Annotated in this window: 21 protein-coding genes; 10 read left to right on the top strand and 11 right to left on the bottom strand. The window is 70.2% G+C overall.

Going from position 1 to position 18,077, the window contains the following annotated elements:
• Window positions 1-244 precede the first annotated feature (244 nt).
• Window positions 245-451, bottom strand: a complete 207-nt coding sequence (locus ABN273_RS36660; RefSeq protein ID WP_349453702.1) for a hypothetical protein — start codon at window positions 449-451, stop codon at window positions 245-247.
• A gap of 47 nt (window positions 452-498) precedes the next feature.
• Between ABN273_RS36660 and ABN273_RS36655 the strand changes: the two genes are divergently transcribed.
• Complete coding sequence (locus ABN273_RS36655; RefSeq protein ID WP_349453701.1) at window positions 499-1,233, top strand: dienelactone hydrolase family protein; 735 nt, start codon at window positions 499-501, stop codon at window positions 1,231-1,233.
• 53 nt (window positions 1,234-1,286) lie between these two features.
• On the opposite strand, the gene ABN273_RS36650 is transcribed toward ABN273_RS36655, so the two are convergent.
• Window positions 1,287-1,880, bottom strand: a complete 594-nt coding sequence (locus tag ABN273_RS36650; RefSeq protein ID WP_349453700.1) for a TetR/AcrR family transcriptional regulator — start codon at window positions 1,878-1,880, stop codon at window positions 1,287-1,289.
• A 51-nt stretch (window positions 1,881-1,931) separates the two neighbouring features.
• On the opposite strand from ABN273_RS36650, the gene ABN273_RS36645 reads away from it, so the two are divergent.
• On the top strand, window positions 1,932-2,750 hold the full coding sequence (locus ABN273_RS36645; protein WP_349453699.1) for a class I SAM-dependent methyltransferase: 819 nt from the start codon (window positions 1,932-1,934) through the stop codon (window positions 2,748-2,750).
• 32 nt (window positions 2,751-2,782) lie between these two features.
• On the top strand, window positions 2,783-3,298 hold the full coding sequence (locus ABN273_RS36640) for an XdhC family protein (protein ID WP_349453698.1): 516 nt from the start codon (window positions 2,783-2,785) through the stop codon (window positions 3,296-3,298).
• Here the strand turns inward: ABN273_RS36640 and ABN273_RS36635 are convergent.
• Complete coding sequence (locus tag ABN273_RS36635) at window positions 3,295-3,774, bottom strand: MarR family winged helix-turn-helix transcriptional regulator (RefSeq protein WP_502911183.1); 480 nt, start codon at window positions 3,772-3,774, stop codon at window positions 3,295-3,297. The genes ABN273_RS36640 and ABN273_RS36635 overlap by 4 nt on opposite strands.
• Before the next feature lie 110 nt (window positions 3,775-3,884).
• Here ABN273_RS36635 and ABN273_RS36630 point away from each other — a divergent pair, with 110 nt between their 5' ends.
• Window positions 3,885-4,064: a hypothetical protein gene (locus tag ABN273_RS36630; RefSeq protein ID WP_349453696.1), complete on the top strand. Its 180-nt coding sequence runs from the start codon at window positions 3,885-3,887 to the stop codon at window positions 4,062-4,064.
• Window positions 4,065-4,083: 19 nt separating this feature from the next.
• Here the strand turns inward: ABN273_RS36630 and ABN273_RS36625 are convergent, their stop codons facing one another.
• Window positions 4,084-4,410 carry a branched-chain amino acid transporter permease gene (locus ABN273_RS36625; protein WP_349453695.1) on the bottom strand — a complete coding sequence of 109 codons (327 nt, stop codon included), beginning with the start codon at window positions 4,408-4,410 and terminating at the stop codon, window positions 4,084-4,086.
• Window positions 4,403-5,134, bottom strand: a complete 732-nt coding sequence (locus ABN273_RS36620) for an AzlC family ABC transporter permease (protein WP_349453694.1) — start codon at window positions 5,132-5,134, stop codon at window positions 4,403-4,405. Before ABN273_RS36620 ends, ABN273_RS36625 begins: the two co-directional genes overlap by 8 nt.
• Window positions 5,135-5,237: 103 nt before the next feature.
• Here ABN273_RS36620 and ABN273_RS36615 point away from each other — a divergent pair, with 103 nt between their 5' ends.
• Window positions 5,238-5,678 carry an Lrp/AsnC family transcriptional regulator gene (locus ABN273_RS36615; protein ID WP_349453693.1) on the top strand — a complete coding sequence of 147 codons (441 nt, stop codon included), beginning with the start codon at window positions 5,238-5,240 and terminating at the stop codon, window positions 5,676-5,678.
• Window positions 5,679-5,699: 21 nt separating this feature from the next.
• Here the strand turns inward: ABN273_RS36615 and ABN273_RS36610 are convergent, their stop codons facing one another.
• Window positions 5,700-6,725, bottom strand: a complete 1,026-nt coding sequence (locus tag ABN273_RS36610; RefSeq protein ID WP_349453692.1) for a hypothetical protein — start codon at window positions 6,723-6,725, stop codon at window positions 5,700-5,702.
• Window positions 6,725-7,642 (bottom strand): hypothetical protein, encoded by a 918-nt coding sequence (locus ABN273_RS36605; protein WP_349453691.1) that lies wholly within the window; start codon window positions 7,640-7,642, stop codon window positions 6,725-6,727. The genes ABN273_RS36610 and ABN273_RS36605 overlap by 1 nt, the downstream gene beginning before the upstream one ends.
• 150 nt (window positions 7,643-7,792) lie before the next feature.
• Between ABN273_RS36605 and ABN273_RS36600 the strand changes: the two genes are divergently transcribed.
• Complete coding sequence (locus tag ABN273_RS36600; RefSeq protein WP_349453690.1) at window positions 7,793-8,152, top strand: hypothetical protein; 360 nt, start codon at window positions 7,793-7,795, stop codon at window positions 8,150-8,152.
• 12 nt (window positions 8,153-8,164) lie between these two features.
• On the opposite strand, the gene ABN273_RS36595 is transcribed toward ABN273_RS36600, so the two are convergent.
• Window positions 8,165-9,049, bottom strand: coding sequence for an NmrA family NAD(P)-binding protein (locus tag ABN273_RS36595; protein ID WP_349453689.1), 885 nt, complete (start codon window positions 9,047-9,049; stop codon window positions 8,165-8,167).
• Between the two features lie 70 nt (window positions 9,050-9,119).
• Between ABN273_RS36595 and ABN273_RS36590 the strand changes: the two genes are divergently transcribed.
• Window positions 9,120-10,037 (top strand): LysR family transcriptional regulator, encoded by a 918-nt coding sequence (locus ABN273_RS36590; RefSeq protein WP_349453688.1) that lies wholly within the window; start codon window positions 9,120-9,122, stop codon window positions 10,035-10,037.
• A 47-nt stretch (window positions 10,038-10,084) separates the two neighbouring features.
• Here ABN273_RS36590 and ABN273_RS36585 read toward each other — a convergent pair whose 3' ends face one another.
• The 3 genes from ABN273_RS36585 to ABN273_RS36575 are packed head-to-tail and all read right to left on the bottom strand — an operon-like array spanning window position 10,085 to window position 13,258.
• On the bottom strand, window positions 10,085-10,975 hold the full coding sequence (locus tag ABN273_RS36585; protein WP_349453687.1) for a carbohydrate ABC transporter permease: 891 nt from the start codon (window positions 10,973-10,975) through the stop codon (window positions 10,085-10,087).
• A gap of 1 nt (window position 10,976) precedes the next feature.
• Window positions 10,977-11,903, bottom strand: coding sequence for a carbohydrate ABC transporter permease (locus ABN273_RS36580; protein ID WP_349453686.1), 927 nt, complete (start codon window positions 11,901-11,903; stop codon window positions 10,977-10,979).
• Window positions 11,900-13,258, bottom strand: coding sequence for an extracellular solute-binding protein (locus ABN273_RS36575; protein ID WP_349453685.1), 1,359 nt, complete (start codon window positions 13,256-13,258; stop codon window positions 11,900-11,902). The genes ABN273_RS36580 and ABN273_RS36575 overlap by 4 nt, the downstream gene beginning before the upstream one ends.
• 357 nt (window positions 13,259-13,615) lie before the next feature.
• Here ABN273_RS36575 and ABN273_RS36570 point away from each other — a divergent pair, with 357 nt between their 5' ends.
• The 3 genes from ABN273_RS36570 (at window position 13,616) to ABN273_RS36560 (ending at window position 18,077) form a co-directional block, all read left to right on the top strand.
• The gene (locus tag ABN273_RS36570) at window positions 13,616-16,021 is read left to right on the top strand and encodes a beta-xylosidase/alpha-l-arabinosidase (protein WP_349453684.1); all 2,406 of its coding nucleotides are present in this window, start codon (window positions 13,616-13,618) and stop codon (window positions 16,019-16,021) included.
• A complete protein-coding gene (locus ABN273_RS36565; protein ID WP_349453683.1) occupies window positions 16,005-17,039 on the top strand; it encodes a LacI family DNA-binding transcriptional regulator in 1,035 nt (344 codons plus the stop codon). The genes ABN273_RS36570 and ABN273_RS36565 overlap by 17 nt, the downstream gene beginning before the upstream one ends.
• 246 nt (window positions 17,040-17,285) lie before the next feature.
• A complete protein-coding gene (locus ABN273_RS36560; protein ID WP_349453682.1) occupies window positions 17,286-18,077 on the top strand; it encodes an IclR family transcriptional regulator in 792 nt (263 codons plus the stop codon).

The raw sequence follows: 18,077 nt of genomic DNA, 5'->3' as shown, positions 1-18,077 counted from the left end.
TGAGCAAGACCCACCGACGCACGTCGGGGCGGGGACTAATCTCGAACACTGATCAGGAACTACGCATCCGGCATGACCGGCCTCCAATCTGCGAGTTCACTCGATATGCGCGACTTCGTGTCGCACCCCTCAGAACGAGCTACACCCAAACCAGATCCTGCCCACCGGCATGTCGGCCGGCACGCCCCAAGAAGTCCTCGACTGCGCCTGCAATCTCTACCTCAGCCACTGACCCTCGAAGGACTTACGCGGAGGACCACTTAGGGAGAAGGCGGATCTGTGCGGCCGTGAGTTCGTGGTTCTCCCCGGAGCGGACGACGACGCGGACGGGCTTCCCATCCGGCCCGACGGCTTCGATATCCTGCTGGGTCGTGTCGAGGTGCTTACTGCCCCAGGAGAAAAGCCCCAGCACGACGGGCAGGAGTTTCTCGGTGGGTACGGATGTGCGCATGTCAACCCTAGACTTCGCTGCGTCGCGTTTCGCTTTTAGGGGGGCTCATGACGGAAGATGTGCGCATTTCGCTGCCGGACGGCAGTTCGCTAACGGCGGCGTTGGCGCTGCCTGAAGGGGTCGCGCCCGCGGGCGGATGGCCGGGGATGGTGGTGGTGCACGAAATTTACGGCATCGAACCGGACATGCTGGATGTGGTGGACCTCTTCGCCGAACGTGGCTACGCGGCGGTGCTGCCGGATCTGTACAGCCATGGCACCAGGATCGGGTGCCTGTCGCGGGCCATGCACCAGTTCGTGACCGGTAAGCCGGGCCGGCCGGCCGCCGACATCGACGCGACCCGGCAATGGCTGGCCGGCCGTGGAGACGTCGACGGCGAGCGGCTCGGGGTGATCGGATTCTGCATGGGCGGCGGGTTCGCCCTCGCGTACGCGGCGAGCGCGCCGCCCGGCGTGCGGGCCGCGTCGGTGAACTACGGCGCGGTTCCCCGTGACCGGGAAGAGCTGCGGCCGGTGTGCCCGGTCGTGGGCTCCTTCGGCGGCCGTGACCAAGGCTTCGGGCCGCACGGCAGGCGGCTGCAGGAGCATATGCGGGCACTCGGCATCGAGCACGATGTCGAGATCTATCCGGGCGCTGGGCATTCCTTCATGACCGACGGCCACCACCCCGTCGCGAAACTCGCGCTGTTCCCGCTGCGTCACGGCCTCGTCCGCACCGCGGCGGACGACGCATGGCAGCGCACGTTCGACTTCTTCGACAAGCACGTCGCGAACCACGCCTAGCGCCGGGCGGCCATCGTCGTGTCACAGACCCGCACGGCGACGCCCGCTGGCCGTCACGCCTCTCGCGCGACGCCGCCGATGACCGAGGTCACCGTCTTGTGAACGGTTTCGGCCTCCGGCGGCGGCCCCTTGCGATCGGCGAACAGCAGGTGCGCGGCCCCGATCAGCATGGGAGCGAGCATGTCGACCTCGGCGTCGGCCGCGATGCGGCCCAGCTCCTGCTCGGCGGTGAGGTAGGAGGCGATCATGACGCAGGCGTCCGTCAGGACCGGGACGCCGGCCGGCCACGTCTCACGCAGCCGGTCGCGCAGCTCGTCCCGGAAGGTGACCAGCGGGACGATCGCCACGGCGACCGACCCGAACAGGGCGATCAGCGCGTCGGTGAGGTTGCCGGCGACGGTGCCGGTCCCCGCGGATTCGCGCAGGGCGGCGGCTTGCGGGTCCATCCGGTGGATGCGGTCCAGCACGAAGTCGGCGAGAAAGGCGTCGAAGTCGGCGAAGTGCCGGTGCAGGACGCCCTTGGCGCAGCCTGCCTCCGTGGTGACAGCCCGGCTCGTCAGCGCGTTCGGCCCGTCGCGGAGCAGGATGCGCTCGGCGGCGTCGAACAGCTGCTCGCGTACGTCACGGATGGCTATCCCGGTCGGCACCCGGTGTCCTCCTGGCTTGCTGAGTGGGCAAGTGCCCACTATGGTGGGCGCATGCCCACTATACCCGAGGCGGGAAAGCCTTCTCCTGCGCAGCCATCCCATCAAGCTCGGCAGATAGCGGAGTCGTTCGGCGTGGACGCCGAACGCTACGACCGGGCCCGGCCCCGCTACCCCGACGACCTGATAGACCAGATCGTCTCGGCCAGCCCTGGGCCCGACGTCCTCGACGTCGGCTGCGGCACCGGGATCGCGGCCCGCCAGTTCCAGGCGGCCGGCTGTACGGTGCTGGGCGTCGAGCCCGACGCGCGGATGGCGGACTTCGCGCGGCGCGCCGGAGTGGAGATGGAGGTGGCGACGTTCGAGGCATGGGAGCCGGCCGGCCGGACATTCGACGCCGTCGTCGCCGGAACGGCCTGGCACTGGGTGGACCCGGCCGTCGGCGCGGCCAAGGCGGCACAGGTGCTGCGGCCCGGCGGCCTGCTGGCGGTGTTCGCGCACGTCTTCGAGGCCCCGAGCGCCGTGGCGGAGGCCTTCGCCGAGGTCTACCAGCGGGTGGCGCCCGAAATGCGGTCATTGGTCCAGTCGCCGGGGCGGGCCGTGGACCTCTACCAGGCGGGATTCGCCAAGTTCGCCGACGGGATCCGCGAGGCGGGCGGTTTCGGCGACCCGGAGCAGCGGCGATACGACTGGGAACAGTCGTACACCCGCGAGACGTACCTGGAATTCCTGCCCACGACCGGTGGTCTCACCCGGCTCTCGCCCGATCGGCTGGAGGAGGTGCTGGAGGGCGTGGGGGCCGCCATTGACGCGATCGGAGGCGGCTTCACCATGCCCATCACCACACTGGCGGTCACCGCGGTGCGAACCTGACCTCGCGGGTGCGGTCATGTCAGACTGCTGATATGAGCCACACCCATGATGAGGACCCGGCGTGTGAGGTGGCCCATCGCGAGGCTCCTGGCGAGCTGGCCGGGCGGACGCTGGTCGCCGTCTTCGCCTCTCCGGTGGCCGGCTGCCTGCTGAGGTTCGGCGCCGAGCTCGGCTTCCGCCCGATCCTGCTCGAGCCGGATCCCCGGCGGCTCGTCGACGGATTCGCCGCGGTGACGGAGCTCGGCGACTATCTCGACGCCACGGCCGACGTGGTGCTCACCGACCATCACCGCGACGAGATCGGCCCGATCCTGCGCGACCTGCTCAAGTTCCCTGTCCGGTGGATCGGCATCATGGGCAGCGCCCGCCACACCGCGCCCCATGTGCGGGTGCTGACCGATCTCGGCGTGCCGCCGGAGGAGATCGCCCGGGTGCACCGGCCCATCGGGCTCAACATCGGCTCGCGCACTCCTCCCGAGATCGCCGTCGCCACCCTGGCCAGGCTGATCGCCGACCGCAACGGCCGCCCCGGCGGCTTCGCTTTCTAGCGCGTACCGCCCTGTGGCCCGGGGTCGTCGGGGTCACGTGTCGCCGCGATCACCCGCATCAACACCTGATGCAGGTCCTGCAGCTCGTCGAGGTCCATGCCGAGACGGGCCACGATGGCGGGCGGGATCTTCTCCGCCTGCGCTCTCAGCTGCCGGCCGGCGGGAGTGAGGGTCACGGCCAGGGCGCGTTCGTCCTTGCTGTTGCGTTCGCGGTGGATGTAGCCGAGGGCCTGGAGCCGCTTGAGCAGGGGTGACAGGGTGCCGGGGTCGAGCCGCAGCAGCTCGCCCAGCTCCTTGACCGACAGGGGCTCGTGCTGCCAGAGCGCGAGCATGGCCAGGTATTGCGGATGGGTCAGCCCCATGGGCTGGAGCAGCGGCCGGTAGAGGCCGATCACGCTGCGCGAGGCGATGCTGAGGGCGAAGCACACCTGCCGGTCCAGCGCCAGGAGATCTGTTGCCTCTGTCACAGGCTCCATCTGTAGGCACCTCCCCGTGTCCCCTGGTAAATTGCTTTGTGTACAAACTAATAGCCTACAAACAGTTGCCAGGCAAATCACCTGGGAGCCGGGCCTGGGAGGACGTCCCCGTGTTTCACCGCAAGCCGTTGGAGGAGCGCATCGCCGAGCGCCAGGCCAAGCTGCCTCCGTTGAAGGAGGGCAAGCACTTCGAGCACGGCCCGGCCAAGTTCGTGTTCATCTCGCTGATCGTTGTGGTGGTGCTCACGCACGTGGTCGGGCTGGCCGTCGTCATGCACTTCTACTCCTGACCGCGGGCGCGTACGGACGTCAGAAGGCGTTGACGAGGACGACGTAGGCTGCGGTGCCGATCCCGACGCTCAGGATCGTGCGGCGGCCGAACGCGAGATGGACGCCCGCGGTGACGGCGACGGCGAGCAGCGCGTACAGCGTCGCGCGCGGTTCGGCGGCGATGGTGCCGTGCAGGGCGGTCACGGCCAGGATCGCCAGAATGCCCACCGGCATCCACACCGACAGTTGCCGCACGATCGCCGAGGTGCGCAGCGTACGCAGCACCGCGAAGGGAAGGGCGCGCAGGGCGATCGTGATGGTGAAGACGATCGCGAGGACGGCGATCAGGTAGGCGGTGCTAGGCATCGGCGGTCTCCGCGGCGGGTCGCCGGGCGGCGAGCGCGTGGCGGGCCAGCAGCAGGGCCACGAACAGCAGCAGCGCGGTGAACATGGCGATGCCCGGGGTGAGAACGAGGGCGACGGCCACACTCGCCCCGGCCAGCAGCGCCGAGGGGATCTCCCGGCGGGAGCGGAACGCGTCCAGGGTGAGCACGGTGAACAGGGCGCACAGGGCGAACTCCAGGCCCTTGACCGGCGCGGGCAGGGCTACGCCGATGGCGACGCCGACCAGGCCGCCGCCGACCCAGTAGGTGTGGCAGGCGATCTGCATCGCCAGCAGCCGGGGCGCCGAGCGCTCCGCCGCCGGCAGCGAGGCGTTGACGGCGTACGCCTCGTCGATCATCGCGTAGACGGCGTACGCCTTCGCCAGCGGGTTCTTGACCAGGTGGAGCGGGAACGAGAAGGCGTAGAAGACGTGCCGGAAGTTGACCACCAGGACGGTCAGCGCGACCGCGGCGAGCGGTGTGACGGTGGCGATCATGCTCACCAGCAGCAGCTCCAGGGAGCCGGCGAACGTGGCCAGGGACAGGGCCGGAGTGAGCCACCAGGGCAGGCCGGCCTGGAGCATCAGCAGGCCGAGGGCGATGCCCAGCGGGAAGATCCCCAGCCCCGCGGAGAAGGAGTCGCGCACTCCCGCGGCGATCTGCGGGCGCCGGGTGGCCGGGACCGGCGCGGGCGCCGGTGCGGTCATCAGGGTTGGAACGTCTTGTCGCACCCCTCCATGTTCTCGCAGAACACGCGCCATGTGGTTGCGAATATTGCGCACCCAGCAGCCTGTGGTGCAATCTTATTTCATGGACGCGATCGACAGAGCAATCATCTCCGAGTTGCAGCGGGACGGGCGGCTGACCAACGTCGAGCTGGCCAATCGGGTCGGGCTCACCACCGGGCCCTGCCTGCGGCGCGTCCAGCGGCTGGAGGCCGAGGGCGTCATCCGCGGCTACCGGGCTGTCATCGATCCCGCCGCCGTGGGCCGGTCCTTCGAGGTCCTGGTCGACCTCACCCTCGACGCCCAGGACGCGGAGACGGTCGAGCGTTTCGAGCAGAGTCTGGCGCGGGCCGAGGAGGTCATCGAGCTGCGCCGGCTGTTCGGCAGCCCCGACTACTTCGTGCGCGTGGCCGTCGCCGACCTGGCCGCCTACGAGACCTTCCTCAGCCAGCACGTCATGACCATCCCGCGGGTCAGGAGCATCAGCTCGCGCTTCACGATGAAGAACCTCAAGCCGGCCCCGTAGCTTCGGCGCCTTCAGATGGGGTCAAGGCTGGGGGATGAGCTGGATGCGGATGCTGTTGTCGTACGGGACCACGATCGTCTGGTCGCGGCCGAGCTGCCACTTCGGGCTCACCAGGAAGAGCCGGCCGCCGGAGGCGAGGAGCAGCCGGAAGCCGCGGTAGCGGTGCGCGAAGCTCGGGTCCTTGCCGGTGGTGTTCAGCGGGGCGTGGGTGACGCCGGTGGGGACGCCCTGGAGCGGCTCCTTCACGTCGAGGATGACCTCGGCCCGCTTCTGCAGTCTCTGCGCGTCCTCCTCGCCGAGGCCGTTGCCGTAGGCCCAGGCGATCTGGGTCGAGGCCCAGAACAGGCCGGCGACGGCCAGGCCCAGCGCGCCCAGCGCGCCGTTCCTGGCCAGGCGTGGTGACATGAGCGGGCGGCCGCGGTTCTTGCCGTGGACGTGGATGCCGTACGCCACGGTGGCCGGGCCGAACGCCAGCGCGAACGGGGTTGGGTTGATGACGATGCTGGTGCTGGAGTCATGGAGGAACATGCCGATCATCGCGCGGCCGACCAGCAGCACACCGGCGAGCACGAGGCCGGCGGCCAGGAAGGTGTTGGTCACGTCGCCGGGGCGGCGGGCGAGCTGCCAGGACACGACGGCGTGGAGGCCGACGACCAGCAGCGTGCCGAGGCCGATCAGCGCTGCCGGGACGTACACGACCTCGAGGCCGTCGAGGAGCAGGCTCTGGTTGGACAGGCCGGTCATCTCCAGGGAGATGCCGAAGTAGTCGTAGCGGGCGCGGGTCGCCACGTAGCCGAAGTAGATCAGCAGCGCGGTCGCCAGCGTGGTGGGGCCCATGGCCTCGGCGAGCTTCCTGACCCGTGCCGAAACCGCCTCCTGCCCACTCGCCGCCGCCTCCCCGTCGGCAGCCTCCTGCCCGGCCTCCGTCTCCTCCTGCCCGGCTGCGGTTTCGGCCGCGGGCTGCGGCGCGCGCGCCGGCGTGGCCGGAGGCGCGCTCGCCCTTGGCCGGTCGGGTGGTCCGGGGGACAGTCGGGTCTCGCCGGTCATCAGCCCTCCGGAGTAGTGGCCGTGTCTCCGCTGGTCGTGCCGTCATCCGACGTGCCGGACCCGTCGTTCTCCGTGCCTGAGTCCTCATCCGAGGTGCCCGGGTCCGCTGTGGCGGAACCGGCGTCGTCCGGCGTCGGCTCGGGGGAGGTGCTCGATTCGTTCTCGCCGTCCGGTGTGCCGGAACCGCCGATGTAGAACTCGAACTGCGGAACGTTGTTGGCAGTCGTGCCGGTCACCTCCACCGGTGCCTGCGCCGTCGGCGGCGGGCCGCCCCAGTCGCGGACCTCGTCGCAGGGCGAGTCCTCGACGTTGACGCACATGTACCGGAAGCGCACCACCGCCTGGATGACGTACGGGCTGTCAGAGGCGTCGCCCGTGATGACCGCTCCCGCGAGGCACTGGGAGCCGGCCCTCAACCGGACCCCCTGGCACAGCGGGTCGCCGGTGGGTTCGCAGTGCCCGGGGGCCGTCCGGGCGGTGGCACGGCCGGGGCCCGACCGCACGGTGAAGGAGACGGACTCGATCGTCCCGACGGTGGAGGTCTTGTTGATGATGGTGACGCACCCGTCGTCGCCGGGAGAGCCGTCGAGGCGCACGCCGTTCCAGTGGATGCTGCGGCGGTTGTTGCGCGACTCCTGCGGCGTGGATCCACCGCCCGGCGGCTGCCCGTCGTCAGTGGTCGTGCCCCGGCCGGGCGCGTCGCCGGTCGAGCCTTCGGGCGCGCCGGTCGAGCCGTCGGGGGCGTCCGTCGAGCCGTCCGGGGCGTGCGCACCGTCCGCAGGGACGTTCGTACCGCTGCCGGCCAGCGGCTCCACTCCGTTGCTCGTGGCGACGCCAACCAGCCAGGCGATACCGAGGATCGCCACGAGAGCGAGGACGCCGGCCATGATGAGGACGCGCGACCGCGATGACGCCATGGAATCCCCCCGGGCTGGTAGCTTTCCGGAGCCTCAGAATCAGCTCCCCCGGCGGGGAGCACAAGAGTACCCCCCTACTCAGTGCCGTTCCGGACGAGGACGCTTGAGGCCCGCGGGGACGCGTCGGGCGGAGGACGATACATTACGCGCATGCCCTCCGCCCCACGCCCGGACGACCGCGTCGCGTCCGCGTTCCGGTTCGCCACCGAATTGCTCGCCTGGGTCGCGACCCCGTGGGCCCTCGCCCAGCATTCCGTGCTGCTCGCCGTGCTGTCGGTCGTGGTGCTGATCGGGCTGCCGACGCTGTTGTCCACCCCGGGCGACAAGCGGAACGTGATCGTCGCGGTGCCGGGACCGGTGACGATCGCGCTGGTTCTGTTGCAGCTCGTGGCCGCGGTGGCGGCGGCGTGGGTGGCCTGGCACGTGTTCGCCGCCGCGCTGGTGTCCGTGCTGGCCCTGGTCACCCTGGTCCTGGAGCTGCCCCGCTGGCGGTGGCTGGTCTCCCGGTGAGGGACAAGGCCGTCACAATGACCGCGAGAAAGCCGGCTTGAACACCTCCTCGCACCATTGGCGGAAGCTGGTGGGGGTGGCGGACCGCGGAGTGCCTGGCTGGGTGGTGTAGATGCCCCGATCGACCTCGGCGTGCATGTCGATCAGGCCTTGGGCCCAGGCCTCGCTCATCCCGTACCGCATCTGGGTGGCCTTGTAGGCCTCGCCGGGCACCTGCTGGAAGCGGACCGGCCGCTCCAGCACCTCCGACATGATCTGCGCCATGTCGTCGGCGGACAGGTCCTCAGGCCCGAGGACCGGGACGCCGTCCTGCCCGCTCCAGGAATCATCGAGCAGCAGCCCGGCCGCGACGGCCGCGATGTCGCGGGTGGCGCAGCCCGGGAGCTTTCGATCCCCGGAGATCGGGAGGAAGAACGCGCCTTGGCTCTTGATCGGCTCGATCTGCCAGAGCAGGTTCTCCATGAATCCCGGCATCTCTAGGGGCCGGTAGCTCACGCCGGTCTGCTCGATCAGCTCGTCCATGGCCAGCGCCGCCGATATCTGCCCGGCGTTCTTCGCCGCCCCGCGGCCCAGGGTCGAGACGCCGACGACTCGCTGGACGCGCCGGTCCACGATGGCCTCGCACGCCGGCCGGGTGAAGCTCAGGAAGTGACCCTCGACGCTCGTGGCGCCGGGGTCGGGGGGCACGACCCAGAACACGCAGTCGGCGCCGGCGAACGCCTCGGTGAGCACGTCGAGGTCGTGGTGCGAGCCCGGCACGACCTCGACGCGTTCGCGCACGCGCGGGGCAAGGCGGGAGGGATCGCGTGCGATCACGCGGATCGGCTGTTCGCTGTCCAGAATGTGGTCGAGGACCTGCCGGCCGATCTGGCCGGTGGGAGTGGTGATGACGATCATGTGGCCCAGTCAACCGAGCCCGGCGGCGAACCTGAAGGACCGATCTGATCATCATTGATACCCTGCCGGTATGAATGATCTGGAGGTGCGGCAGCTCCGGTACTTCGTCGCAGTCGCGGAAGAGCTCCACTTCGGCCGCGCCGCCGAGCGCCTGGGCATGGCACAGCCACCGCTCTCCCGGGCGATCCGCGAGCTGGAACGCCGGCTGGGCGTGCAATTGCTCGAGCGCACCACGCGTCAGGTCACGCTCACGGCGGCCGGGGAGGTCTTCTTGCGGGACGCCCGGACCGCGCTCGACGCGATCATCGCGGCCGGCCGGCGAGCCCGGCACGCCGGCCAGGCCACACCGCGGCTGCGGCTCGCGCTCAAGGCCGACAGCGACGCCGGACTGCTGCCGCAGATTCTCTCCGCCTACCAGCACGAGGAGGCAGCGCTCCCGGTGGAGCTGGTGCTGGGTGGACGGGGAGAGCAGGCACAGGCGCTGCGTGACGGGCGAGCCGACGTCGCGCTGCTGTTCAGCCCGTTCAATGACCGTGGCCTGGACGTCGAGCCGCTGCTGACCGAGCCTCGCCTGGCCGCCCTGGCGGCGACCGATCCGCTGGCCGCCCGGCGCTGCCTGCGGCTGGCCGATCTGGCCGGCAGAAGGCTCCCCGACGGAGCCCCCGCCGATCAGGACCCATCCGCCGCCGTGATCGACAGTGGCCCCGAGTCGCCACACCGCGGGCTCGTGTCCGGGACCCGGAAGACAGCCACGGATCTGGCACAGGTCTTCAAGCTGATCGAGCTGGGCGACATCGTCTGCTTTCTCCCCGCCTGGGTGACGCGGCGTTACCCGTGGCCCGAGATCGCCTACCGGCCGGTCAGCGACCTCGAGCCGGCCACGCTGGCCGTCGCCTGGCCGCGGGACGCGCGCTCGACCGCGGTCGCCGCCTTCGTCCGGGTAGCCGGATCAGTCGGGGCGACCGCAGGGACAGCCGCCCGGGGGTGAGGCCCCCTCGGGCGGCCCGGATTCTCCGCCGGTACGGGATGCGGCCGTCACTTGCCGAAACCGGCGGTCAGGCCGGCCAGCAGCTGGCGGCGGCCCACCACGTACAGGATCAGGATGGGCAGCGTGGTCAGGACGACGGAGGCGAGCACCGCGGGCACGTTGATGCTGTACTGGCCCTGGAAGGTCCACAGCGCCAGCGGCAGTGTGCGCTGCTCGGGGCTCTGCGTGAGGATCAGCGGCAGCAGGAAGCCGTTCCAGATCGTCAGCGCGTTGTAGATGGTCACCGTCACCACGGCCGGCCTGGTCAGAGGCAGCGCCAGATTCCAGAGCGTGCCCATCTCGCTCGCGCCGTCCAGCCGCATCGACTCGAACAGCTCCTTGGGTACGTCCCTGATGAAGTTCGACAGGACCAGCACCGACAGCGGGATCGCGAACGCGATCGACGGCAGGATCAGCGCCAGCAGCGAGTCGTAGAGGTGCAGCTTGATGATGATCAGGTAGATCGGGATGATCGTGGCCTGGTGCGGGATGGCCAGGCCCATGAGGAACGCCGAGTTCGTCCAGCGCAGGAACCGGCCCCTGCCGCTGCGGACGATCGCGTACGCCGCCATGAACGACACCGCCACGGCGGGCACGACCGCGCCGAGCGTGACGACGACGCTGTTCATGAAATATCGGATGAAGTCCGACTCGATGACCATCTGGTAGTTGGCCAGCGTGGGCTCGGACGGCGGCACGAGAGGGTTCTCGGCGTAGTAGTTGCTCTGCGACTTGAAGCTGGTGATGACGATCCAGTAGATCGGCACGACCACGACCGCCAGCCAGAGCCAGGCGACCGTGCCGCCCAGCCAGTTGGGGCGGCGGGTCACTCCCTTGGGGCGGGTGGTGGCGTGCTCCGCCGCGGCCTGTGCGGAGTCCTTCGCGAGGGTCGTCGCCATGTCAGGCCCCTTCCAGCTGGCTGCTGCTCGAGTCCCGGCCGCCGAGCCGGCGCAGCAGCAATGCCAGCACCAGGCCCACCAGGACGAGGATGACGGCGATCGCGCTGGCCGGGCCCATCAGGTTGGCCTGGAATCCCTTCTTGTACATCTCCAGCGCCAGCACCCGGGTGGCGTCCCCGGGACCGCCCGCGGTGAGCACGAAGATCAGGTCGAAGAAGACCAGCGAGCCCACGACCATCAGGGTCGAGGAGGTGATGATCGTGTACTTGAGCTGGGGCAGCGTGATGCTGAAGAACATGCGGACCCGGCCGGCGCCGTCGATCTCGGCGGCCTCGTACATCGAGCGCGGGATCTGGCGCACGCCGCCCTGGTAGATCAGCGAGTGGAACGGGATGAACTGCCACGACACCACGAAGATCACGACGCCGAAGGCGAGGACCGGTTCGCCGAGCCAGTCCTGCACGAGGACCGGGATCCCCAGCCCGGCGCCGAGCCCGAAGTTCGGGTCGAGCAGCGCCTTGTACGTGATCGCGATGGCGGCCGAGCTGAGCAGCAGCGGGATGAAGTACAGCACCGCGAGCAGGGCGCGGTAGCGCTGGAACCCGGCCAGGAACGTGCCGAGCAGGATGCTCGCCGGCGTCTGCACCGCCCACGACAGCGCGATGACCAGGAACGTCACCCACAGCGCGTGCGGGAGCCCGGGGTCGGTGAGCACGGCGCGCCAGCTGTCGAAGCCGGTCATGCGGATCTCGCCGAGCCCGTCCCAGGAGGAGAAGCTGAGTACGAAGACCCCGATGAGCGGGATGACGGCGAAGGCGACGAAGAACAGCAGGGCCGGCACGGCCAGCCAGGCCAGGCCGCGTCCCTGGCCGCCCGGCGCGGCGGTCAGGGACGCGCTCCCCCCGGCGGGGGTGGGCGGGACGGTCACTTGCCGATGACCTCGTTGAGGTTCGTGGCGAACTGCTGCGGCGAGATCGACAGCTGGAACAGCTTGGCGATGTTGTCCAGCAGGACCTCGGCCGCGGTCGGGCTGAGCGCCTGGTCCCAGGACTGCTGGAAGGACTTGGCGTTGCTGGCGGTGTCGTAGACGAACTTCTGCCACGGCGCGTCCGCGCCGGAGCCGAACTGCGCGTCCACGCCCTTGACGATCGGCACCTGGGTGATGCCGACCCAGTCCTTGGACTGCGCGTCGGAGTTCATCTCGGTGAGGAAGAACTTCTTGGCGATCTCCTTCTGCTCCGCCGTCGCCTTGGCGGAGATCGACATGTACTGGGCCGGGTTGCCCACGGTGTCGCTGGGGTCGCCCTTGCCGCCCCCCACCGGCGGGAAGTTCATGTAGCCCAGGCTGCCGCCGGTGACGAAGTCGCCGCCGTCGGTCTTCATCGACCCGTACGTCCAGCCGCCGTGCAGCATCATCGCGGCCTTGCCGGTGTAGAGCAGCGCCTGGTCGGCGTTGGAGTCGGCGGTGATCGACGAGAAGCCCTTGACGAAGCCGTTCGCCTTGATCAGCTCCTGCATCTTGGTCAGGCCGTCGATGGCGGCCGGGTTGTTCCAGGCGTTCTTCTCGCCGTCGTACACCGCCTGGAACACCTCGGGGCCGCCGATGCGGTCGAAGAGGAACTCCAGCCACATCATGTTCGTCCAGCGTGACTGGCCGCCGAGCGAGAACGGGGCGATGCCCGCGGCGTTGAACTTCTTGACCAGGTCCATGATGTCGCCCCACTCCTGCGGGGGCTGCGCGCCGACCTTCTCGAACAGCTTCTTGTTGTAGTAGAAGACGATCGGCGTCACGGCCTCGACCGGCACCGCGTAGATCTTGCCGTCGACCGTGGCCGCGCCGAAGGCGGACGGGAAGAGCCGGTCCTTGTAGGCCGCGTTCTGGTCGAACCAGGAGGTGAGGTCGTCGACCTGGCCCGCTTGCACGTAGCTGCGCAGGCCGCCGCCGCCCCAGCCCCAGATGATGGTGGGGGCCTCGCCCGCGCCGATCGCCGTCTTGATCTTGGTCTTGAAGGCGTCGTTCTGGAAGGTCGTCGTCGCGAGCTGGGCGCTCGGGTTGGCCTTGTTGAAGCGCTCGACCGCGTGGGTGCGCACGCCTTCGTTCGGCTGCCCGGTGAGATACCAGTAGGTGGCCTTGCCCGCGCCGCCGCCGCCACTGGTGCTGCCACTGCCGCCACCGGCGCCCGCCTGGGTGGGCCCGGAGCTGCCGCAGGCAGCCAGGGCGGCTCCCAGGGGAAGGCCCATGGAGAGGGTGAGGAAGGTGCGGCGAGAGGTTGTCCTGTCCACGCTGATCTCCGTAGTTGAACGCCGGGGGGTTGGCCGCGCGGCTCGTTGATCGTGGGTGTGGTGGCGGGCGGCCGTGGAGGCGGCCGCTGCATTTCGCTTTGTTGAGTTAACTCGTCGAAACATTTGCGACATACCGCGTGGTCCGTCAATCTAGGTTTCGGCAATGTGCCTGTCAAGACCGCCATACGCGGGAATCTGCCCATCCGAGCAGGGCGTGTGTAAGGTACTCAGGCACGGCGCTCATCTGGTCATCTGATGCCGAGGAGGTCCCGCTCGCAGGTCGCTCGCCGCTCGCTCACGACGTCGAAACATTTCGAAAATCTCACGGTGGACATTCGCCTTGAAGGAGAGCAGCAGATGACGGCTCTAGATCGCACGCCCGCGTTCGACGGCGTGCTCCGTCCGTGGCAGGACCCGGCGCTCCCCGTGTCCGACCGCGTCGACGCCCTCCTTGCGGAGATGACCCTGGAGGAGAAGGCCGGCCAGCTCGGCAGCCGGTGGATCGGCAACGACATGCAGCACGAGCCGCTCGAGGACGCCGAGACGCTGAACGTGGCGCCGATGCAGGACGTGTTCGCGGCCTCTGGCACGGTCCCCTTCGACGAGGCGATCAGACACGGGCTCGGGCACCTGACCCGGGTGCACGGCAGCGGTCCCGTGACCGCGGTGGAGGGCGCCGCCGAGGTCGTCAGGCTGCAGCGGGCGGTGGTCGAGCAGTCCAGGTTCGGGATCCCGGCCATCGTGCACGAGGAGTGCCTGACCGGGTTCACGACGTACGGGGCGACCGTCTACCCGGCGGCCATCGCGTGGGGGGCGACGTTCGACCCCGAGCTGGTGGAGCGGATGGCGGCCGCGATCGGGCGCGACATGGCCGCCGTGGGCGTGCACCAGGGCCTGTCACCGGTCCTGGACGTGGTGCGCGACTACCGGTGGGGGCGGGTCGAGGAGACGATGGGCGAGGACCCGTACCTCGTCTCGATGCTCGGCGCCGCCTACGTGCGCGGCCTGGAGAGCGCCGGGATCATCGCCACGCTCAAGCACTTCGCCGGATACTCCGCCTCGCGGGCGGCCCGCAACCACGGTCCCGTCCCGATGGGGCGGCGCGAGCTGCTGGACATGATCCTGCCGACGTTCGAGACGGCCATCGCGCTGGGCGGGGCACGCTCGGTGATGAACTCCTACTCCGACGTGGACGGCGTGCCCGCCGGCGCGGACCCCTGGCTGCTGACCGAGGTGCTGCGCGAGGACTGGGGCTTCACCGGGACGGTCGTGTCGGACTACTGGTCCGTCCCGTTCCTGGCGACCATGCACCGCGTCGCCGCCGGCACCGGCGAGGCCGGCGTGCTGGCGCTGGGCGCGGGGATCGACGTCGAGCTGCCCGACACGCTCGGCTTCGGCCGGCACCTGGTCGAGCGGGTACGCAGCGGCGAGATCCCCGAGTCGCTGATCGACCGCGCGGCGCGCCGCCTGCTCACCCAGAAGGTCCAGCTGGGGCTGCTCGACGCGGACTGGACGCCCGAGAAGTCCGTTTCCAGGGCCGCCGCCGTGGACCTCGACTCGCCGGGCAACCGGGCGCTGGCGCGCGAGCTGGCCGAGCGGTCGATCGTCCTGCTCGACGCCGGTGACGCGCTGCCGCTGCGGCCGGGGCTGCGACGGGTCGCGGTCGTCGGGCCGTGTGCGGACGACCCCCGTACCTTCATGGGCTGCTACGCCTTCCCCAACCACGTGCTGCCCCGCCACCCCGGGCTCGGGCTCGGCGTCGAGGCGCCCAGCCTCCTCGACGCGCTGCGGGCCGAGCTGCCGGACACCGAGATCGTCCACGAGCGGGGCTGCGAGGTGCAGGGCGACGACCGCTCCGGCTTCGCGGCCGCGGCCGCCGCGGCGCGCGAGGCGGACCTGTGCGTGGTCGCCGTGGGCGACCTCGCCGGGCTGTTCGGGCACGGGACCTCGGGGGAGGGCTGCGACGCCGACGACCTGCGGCTGCCCGGCGTGCAGGACGACCTGCTGGCCGAGCTCGCCGCCACGGGCACGCCGGTCGTCGTGGTCGTGGTCTCCGGCCGCCCGTACGCGCTGGGCGCGGCCCACGCCGGGGCCGCCGCGCTCGTCCAGGCGTTCATGCCCGGCGAGGAGGGCGGCGCGGCCATCGCCGGCGTGCTGTCCGGGCGGGTCCAGCCATCGGGCAAGCTGCCGGTGCAGATCCCGCGCGGGCACGGCGGACAGCCGGGCACCTATCTGCAGCCGCCGCTGGGCGCCGACAGCCAGGGCATCAGCAACCTCGACCCGACCCCGCTGTTCCCGTTCGGTCACGGCAGCTCCTACACCACGTTCGAGGTCGGCGAACTGCACATCAGCGCCGCCGAGTTGCACACGGACGGCGAGTTCGCCGTGTCGGTCCGCGTGCGCAACACCGGCGGGCGGGCCGGCGAGGAGGTCGTCCAGCTCTACCTGCACGACGTCGTCGCGCAGGTCACCCGGCCGGTCCGGCAGCTGACCGGGTTCGCCAGGGTGCGGCTTGAGCCCGGGACGAGCGCCCGCGTCACCTTCCGGGTGCACGCCGACCGGACGGCCTTCACCGGACGCGATCTGAGGCGCATCGTGGAGCCCGGGGACATCGAGGTGCTCGTCGGCACGTCGGCGGCCGACCTGCCGTGCCAGGGCATGGTGCGGCTGACCGGCCCGGCCCGGGTCGTCGGCCACGACCGGCGCCTCGTCACCCCCGTATCGGTCGACCAGCAGGAGGGAAGCGATGCCGGTCAGTTCTAGACGTGCCACGCTGGCCACGGTCGCGGCCTCGGCGGGCGTGTCGGTGGCGACCGTGTCGAAGGTGCTCAACGGCCGCAGCGACGTGGCGCCGGCCACGCGCTCCCTGGTGGAGTCGCTGCTGCGGGAGCACGACTACATCGCGCCGTCGCCGCGCAGGGGCGAGCCCGTCGCGACGGACACGGTCGAGGTGCAGTTCGACAACGACTTCAACGGCTACTCCACGGAGATCATCCAGGGTGTGGTCACGGCCGGGGCCGAGCTCGGTGCCGGGGTGGTCGTCAGCGTCAGGAAGAAGATCGACCACCCGGCCGCGTGGGCCCGCGACCTGGTCGCCGCCGGGCGGCGGGCGCTGATCGCCGTCACGTGCGAGCGGCTGAACGCCAGGCAGCTGAACGCTCTGTCCCGCGTCCAGCTGCCGCTGGTCGTGATCGACCCGCTCAACCTGCCGTACGCCGAGCTGACCAGCATCGGCTCGACCAACTTCGCCGGCGGGCTGGCCGCCACCCAGCACCTGCTCTCCCTCGGGCACCGGCGCATCGCCTACATCGGCGGCCCGGCCAGTGCGACCTGCAACCAGGCACGCCTGCACGGCTACCGCGCCGCCATGGAGGCCGAGGGGGCGCCGCCGCTGCCCGGTTACACGCGGTTCGGGCGCTTCCGCTACCAGGACGGCCTCGAGCACGGCGCGGCCGTGCTCGACCTGCCGGAGCCCCCGACGGCGATCTTCGCCGGCTGTGACGAGGTGGCGCTGGGAGTCATGGAGGCCGCCAGGGGACGGGGCCTGCGCATTCCGCAGGATCTGAGCATCGTGGGCTTCGACGACACCCAGATCGCCCGGATGGCCTCCCCGCCGCTGACCACCGTCCGCCAGCCGCTGCGCGAGATGGGCGGCGTGGCGCTGCGTACGGCGCTGCGCCTGGCGGCGGGCGAGAAGATCGACTCCCACCACGTCGAACTGGCCACCGAGCTGATCGTCCGCGCCTCCACGGCGGACGTGGCCTGCGCGAATCACCCCTGATCTGTTCCCGGGGCCATGTGCCCCGCCTTGCCGGGCCGGTAGGCGACGGGTCATCGTCGCCTACGCCGGGCCGCGCACACGCGGCCGTCGCCGCAGCTCTCTGCCGCGCGCCGCTGACGTGCGGGACCACCCATTGCGCGGAGCAAACCTCCGTATTACCGACTATTGACACTTAGAGGCGGCCTCAGTAGCTTCCCTCCCATCTATCGATATCACCTCCCATTCATCGAGCCGTTAGAAGGTGCTATGGCGGAGCTAGACCGTCTGGCTGGGACTCTGGAGCGCGGTTTCGCGATCCTGGAGCTGCTCGCCACGGAGCGGTCGATCACAGCAATGCAGATCGCGGAGCGGCTGGGCCTGTCGCGAAGCGCGACCTACCGGATCCTGGGGACGTTGCGGCAGCGGGGCTACGTGGACTGGGACGGGACAGAGCATGTGAGCCTCGGCCAGCGCGCGGTCACCCTCGGCATGGCGGCCCTGAGCAACTTCGACCCCTACCTGGCCGCACAGGCGCATCTGCGGGATCTGTCGAGAGAGCTGTCGGAGGCCGCTCTGATGGCGGTGCGCGACGGCGAGCAGATGGTGTACGTCGCCCACGAGGACGTCACCGACCACTCCATCGCGGTCCGGAGGCTGCTTGGCGTTCGCCGTCAGATGCACAGCACGTCACTCGGCAAGGCGTATCTCGCGGCCCTGCCGATCGACGAGGTCGACGCGCTCATCGACCGGCTCGACCTGACCCCGCACACCCCGACCACGATCACCGATCGGGCGCGGCTGCGTGCCGAGCTTGACGAGACCCGCGCCCGCGGGTATTCCATCGACAACAGCGAGAACGAGCCGGACGTGCTGTGCTTCGGCGCCGCGATCCGCGACGAGCGCGGCATGCCCATCTGCGCCATCAGCGTGGCGGGCCCGCGTGAGCGGATGCTCGGAAAGCAGGACGTGGTCCCTCATCGAGTGTCCGAAGTGGCGCTCGCCATCTCCCGCCGGCTCGGCTTCGTCGGGCCCGTCAACTTCGTGAATCTGGGAAGGTAG

This window comes from Nonomuraea sp. B19D2, from assembly GCF_040137845.1.
Lineage (GTDB): Bacteria > Actinomycetota > Actinomycetes > Streptosporangiales > Streptosporangiaceae > Nonomuraea.
Note: the sequence above shows the minus strand (reverse complement) of the source record. Positions and strands in the feature narration are given on the sequence as shown.